Raw genomic sequence first — 4230 nt, 5'->3', positions numbered from 1 at the left:
ATTCCGGGATTCTACGGCTATCCCCCTTATGGCAGAGGACCAACATGGGAGGAGCTTCGTGATGCGATTGAGCGTGTGCTGGGCCCTGGTCCCATTGACGAGTCTCGTGATTGGATGCGACCTTGGTAGGCGTGATCATGCAAAAGTGGAGCATACAGTGAGCATTTTGGACGGTATCCTTCGGGGTGAGTCCGTCTTTGATCCAGAGGTACTACCTGCGTGTTTCAGGGCTCGTGAGTCTCTTAAGGCCGGTGGCTCACAAGCCCTTCGACAGCCCATTGTTTTATGGGCAATCATGCGTCCCTCACGCGTTCTAAACTCCGATGATGTATTTTCCTTAGATATTGCATGGCTGACACTTGATGATGCGAGTATCGCAGGCGTTTATTTTGTCTCTCGCTCTGAGTTAGATCCCAAAGTGGTGAAGAGTAGCATGCGGTTGGAGTGGGTGGATGCAGGCACGGCTTACTCGGTGAGATTTCACGAGAAGGGATCTTTTCGGGTAATCAAGGACCTCAGTGTTGAATCAGCCATGCGTCTGGGAGTCCTCTCGATCACTTTTGATGAGGAGGTCGCTAAACAGCTTCCTGAGGAACGGAGGGCAGCGACGGTTGTACTACCTCGCCAGTTCGAGCTCGATCAAAACCTCTATTTCGGCCTCTTGCTCAGCGATGATAGCCTTTCGGAGCCAATACGAATTCTGCGCCGCGATGTGCGTGACAAGAAACTTGCGCAATAGTGGCATGGCGACAGAGACAGATTTGCCTGACTGTCTGAAAGCGACCATGCACTTGATGTGACCAACTTTGGCCGAAAAGGCCGTTGACGGCGGCACACCCGACCTTGTACAGTGGACCCTCACGGACCACTTGAACACGGTTCGGGACATTGCCAAGTACGATTCGGGCAGCGACATGACCACCGTGGTCAACCACCTCATCTACGACGCCTTCGGCAAGGTGACGTCGGAGAGTAATGCGGCGGTGGACTCATTGTTCCTCTTCACCGCGCGACCCTTCGACACCGACACCGGATTGCAGAACAACCTCAACCGCTGGTATGATGCCCACGTCGGCCGCTGGCTGAGCGAGGACCCGATTGGCTTTGCCAGTGGGGACGCGAATTTGTATCGGTATGGGGGGAACGTGCCCCAAAGGCTGGCCGACCCGGATGGTCTTAAAGCGATCCCCTCCGGCGTGAAATATTGCACGGGGTTCATTAAGGGTGATCCCCTCTGGGGGCGTGTTCCAAGCCATTGGTTCATTACAATCGATGGCCAAGGGTGGGGATTCTTCGAAGAGCGGCTGAATGTTGTCGGCCAGGGAGACATACGTGACAATGACCTGGAAGTTTATCCGGAGGCAGACCCAGCAACCATCGCCCACGGGCATGGCTATTCGGTGTGTGTGGAGGTTATGATCTTTGACGAGTGTTATGACAAGGCAGCGTTTCAGCAAGGGGTCAGAGAGTTTGTTAGCCAAACCAAGAGTACTCCAGGCAGATATATCGCCGGGGTGCGCGATTGCAGGTGGTTCGCAAGGTCGGCGATCACCGCCGGCCTTCTGAAGGGGAGGCGGAAGGACCTCTCCTTTTGGAATTGCATAAAGTGTTCCTTCGTATACCAAGCCGACCTTGAGCTATGGGCAGGCATACGGTCAGGCCGACGAGGAGACTGAACAAAACCTTTGTAAGGCCCATCGCGTCGTGTTATCGTGGCCATAGCGCAATGCATCAGAGCGCGATTCATGAGCAGCAGTCGCCTTCGACGCGGACTTACGCTGGTCCCCTGGGCCACGCCAGGTCGGGGAGCTTAGCGTGTGTAAACCACGCCCCCGGTAAGCGGTGAAACGGCCAATTGACGGAGGTGTCTGTATTCATTTAGGCGTGTTGTGGATGGCGAGTTCTTCTTGACAAGGCGCGAGGGAGAAATGCCATGGCGCATATGTCGCGGGTGATTTGTGCACTCTGCATCATTTGGTTGGTCGTGGTTAGCTTCATCGCGTATAGCGAGTCTCTCTCTCGTGCGCAGCTACAGGCCAGGTATGCCGCGTCGGCCGAGATTTGCGGGAAAGAGCTTGACCAAATCGCCAAATTCCACATCCGATACCTTTCTGCAAATGGGATTGCTGCCATTGACTATCTTGAGGCTGTTGAGGTCGCCTCTCGTGAAACGGGACACTTGCGCGACTACTTGGAACATTGTCGGAAAGCGGTCCGGCAACAGTGGGATACCGGAGCCTTTCAGGGCGATCAGCAAGGGGGACAAAAGTAGCCCCCGTAGGGTAGATTGAGCCGGAGGCGAAAACCCGCCCGTTTGGTCAGGTGATGGTTTGATGATGGTTGGTCTTCGGTGCGCTCGACCCGCCAGGCTGGGCCTCTGGGGCCCGGCGGTGGACCAGATTTTGGCCGAGGAGGCGGTTGACGGCGGCACGGCAGACCTCGTACCGTGGACCCTGACGGACCACCTGAACACGGTCCGGGACATCGCGAAGTACGATCCGGGCAGCGACATGACCACCGTGGTCAATCACCTCATCTACGACGCCTTCGGCAGAGTGACGGCCGAGAGCAACCCGGCGGTGGATTCTCTGTTTCTCTTCACCGCCCGACCCTTCGACCCCGACACCGTATTGCAGAACAACCTCAACCGCTGGTACGATTTTCGTGTCGGCCGCTGGCTGAGCGAGGACCCCATCGGTTTTGACGGCGGCGACGCGAATTTGTATCGGTATGTGGGGAATAAACCTACAGGCTTTCAAGACCCAACCGGTTTGAAGCAAAGTCCGTGTCCATGCGGTGAAGGATGGGCGCAGATTCGGGCTGTCGGTCCCATCAATGCGTGGATCGCCAACAGGCTTTCGCACCAAGCGATTCGGGAAACGCAGCGAGTCGCCGAGCGCCTACCAGGTGGACCGGACGGACTGCATAATGGCCCAGCAGATGCATTTCGGCACTGCTATTGGTCGTGCCTCATGTGTAGACGGCTTGGCCAGGACGTGGCGAAACGAATTGCAGACGTCCATGAATACTGCGCGCGAGATGATCAGCCAGCTGCCGAAGAGGCGATGGATCAGTTCAACAATGCTGTGGGAAGGAAGATTGGTAAATCTGCAAGATCGGACGAAGACTGCTCGCGCGGGTGCGAAAGCGCAGTTCATGAAGGCCGCCTTCAGTTATCGCCTGGAGGGACACCACCCGCGAACAGCTACGAACGCTATTGATCGGAGCAGATGGCGATGTGGCCGAAAGGCTTGTATCTTAGGGTAACTGGTCCACTGACATGGAAAGGCGTTGTCTGCGCTGTTGTGCTCTTTGCAGTCATCGCGTTTGCTGTGTTGTTGTTCCTCAAGTGGCAATACGCGAGCGGCGTTTCCGTGACCCTTCAAAACGACTCGGGAAAACCGATCCAGGATGTGGTGCTTTCCTACACCGGAGGTCGCACCTGTTTGCCATATCTGGCCGAAGGGTCGCGCGTAACGACACGTATTAACCCTTCGGGTGAATCACATCTGGAGGTCGATTGGGTCGACCCGGGAGGAAACGCATACCATCGGGTAGTTGACTGCTACTTCGAGCGAAACTATAGCGGAACCTTGGACATAACTATTGGTCCGGCAGGTCGCATAACTTACGTAGATAGCATTGAAGGCCCCTACGAAAAGCCGTTTCAACTTGTGGAGGACGTCATCAACACCCTCTCGCTTCCACCGTTCCTAGTTTGTTGGTGATCTGGAAAGGGATAATAGGCAGCCCAACGGCAACCGCGTTACCGCCAACGGCAGCACCTACACCACCGGCACGAACAACCAGCTTCTCTCCGACGGCACCTACCGTTACCTCTACGATGCCGAGGGGAACCGCACGCACCGCTTCATCGACGCCAATCAGAACGGCCAGCTCGACGCGGGTGACACCGACATCACCCAGTACACCTGGGACCACCGGAACCGGCTGACGAAGGTGTCGCATCGGCCCAGCTATGGGGCGGCCGTGGATTGGGTGATCCGGTACTGGTACGATTATCAGAACCGTATGGTCCGGAAACTGGGCGACCTTAACGGGGACGGCGACTACGAACAGAAACAGAACCTGGTCTATGATGGCAACCAGGTGGTGATGGACTTTCGGCGGACGGGCTCCGGGCTAGTTCAAACAGGTGATCTGGAGTGGCGTTACCTCTGGGGCCCGGCGGTGGACCAGATTTTGGCCGAGGAGGCGGTTGACGGCGGC

Annotated in this window: 7 protein-coding genes; 6 read left to right on the top strand and 1 reads right to left on the bottom strand. The window is 56.5% G+C overall.

Features of this window, described 5'->3' with window-relative positions; translation table 11 throughout:
- The first annotated feature begins 157 nt into the window (after positions 1-157).
- The 5 genes from ABJK56_RS09325 (at position 158) to ABJK56_RS09305 (ending at position 3728) form a co-directional block, all read left to right on the top strand.
- Positions 158-739 (top strand): hypothetical protein, encoded by a 582-nt coding sequence (locus tag ABJK56_RS09325; RefSeq protein WP_095415923.1) that lies wholly within the window; start codon positions 158-160, stop codon positions 737-739.
- 67 nt (positions 740-806) lie between these two features.
- On the top strand, positions 807-1676 hold the full coding sequence (locus ABJK56_RS09320; protein ID WP_095415924.1) for an RHS repeat-associated core domain-containing protein: 870 nt from the start codon (positions 807-809) through the stop codon (positions 1674-1676).
- Positions 1677-1933: 257 nt separating this feature from the next.
- The gene (locus ABJK56_RS09315; protein ID WP_347244396.1) at positions 1934-2272 is read left to right on the top strand and encodes a hypothetical protein; all 339 of its coding nucleotides are present in this window, start codon (positions 1934-1936) and stop codon (positions 2270-2272) included.
- Between the two features lie 61 nt (positions 2273-2333).
- Complete coding sequence (locus tag ABJK56_RS09310; protein WP_347244395.1) at positions 2334-3221, top strand: RHS repeat-associated core domain-containing protein; 888 nt, start codon at positions 2334-2336, stop codon at positions 3219-3221.
- A gap of 15 nt (positions 3222-3236) precedes the next feature.
- Positions 3237-3728, top strand: coding sequence for a hypothetical protein (locus ABJK56_RS09305; protein WP_347244394.1), 492 nt, complete (start codon positions 3237-3239; stop codon positions 3726-3728).
- Here ABJK56_RS09305 and ABJK56_RS09300 read toward each other — a convergent pair.
- The gene (locus tag ABJK56_RS09300) at positions 3688-3969 is read right to left on the bottom strand and encodes a hypothetical protein (protein WP_347244393.1); all 282 of its coding nucleotides are present in this window, start codon (positions 3967-3969) and stop codon (positions 3688-3690) included. The two genes, ABJK56_RS09305 and ABJK56_RS09300, sit on opposite strands and share 41 nt — an antisense overlap.
- On the opposite strand from ABJK56_RS09300, the gene ABJK56_RS09295 reads away from it, so the two are divergent.
- Positions 3961-4230: hypothetical protein (locus tag ABJK56_RS09295; RefSeq protein WP_347244392.1), on the top strand; the 270-nt coding region annotated here is incomplete at its 3' end. The two genes, ABJK56_RS09300 and ABJK56_RS09295, sit on opposite strands and share 9 nt — an antisense overlap.

It is taken from the genome of Thermogutta sp., from assembly GCF_039793925.1.
Taxonomy (GTDB): Bacteria; Planctomycetota; Planctomycetia; order Pirellulales; family Thermoguttaceae; genus Thermogutta.
This window is presented reverse-complemented; position numbering and strand designations above follow the sequence as displayed.

Excerpts from the sequence above, each read along its gene's own strand:
- ABJK56_RS09315 (WP_347244396.1), top strand. The coding sequence starts at position 1,934 with ATGGCGCATATGTCGCGGGTGATTTGTGCACTCTGCATCATTTGGTTG.
- ABJK56_RS09310 (WP_347244395.1), top strand. The coding sequence starts at position 2,334 with ATGATGGTTGGTCTTCGGTGCGCTCGACCCGCCAGGCTGGGCCTCTGG.
- ABJK56_RS09305 (WP_347244394.1), top strand. The coding sequence starts at position 3,237 with ATGTGGCCGAAAGGCTTGTATCTTAGGGTAACTGGTCCACTGACATGG.
- ABJK56_RS09300 (WP_347244393.1), bottom strand. The coding sequence starts at position 3,969 with ATGCGACACCTTCGTCAGCCGGTTCCGGTGGTCCCAGGTGTACTGGGT.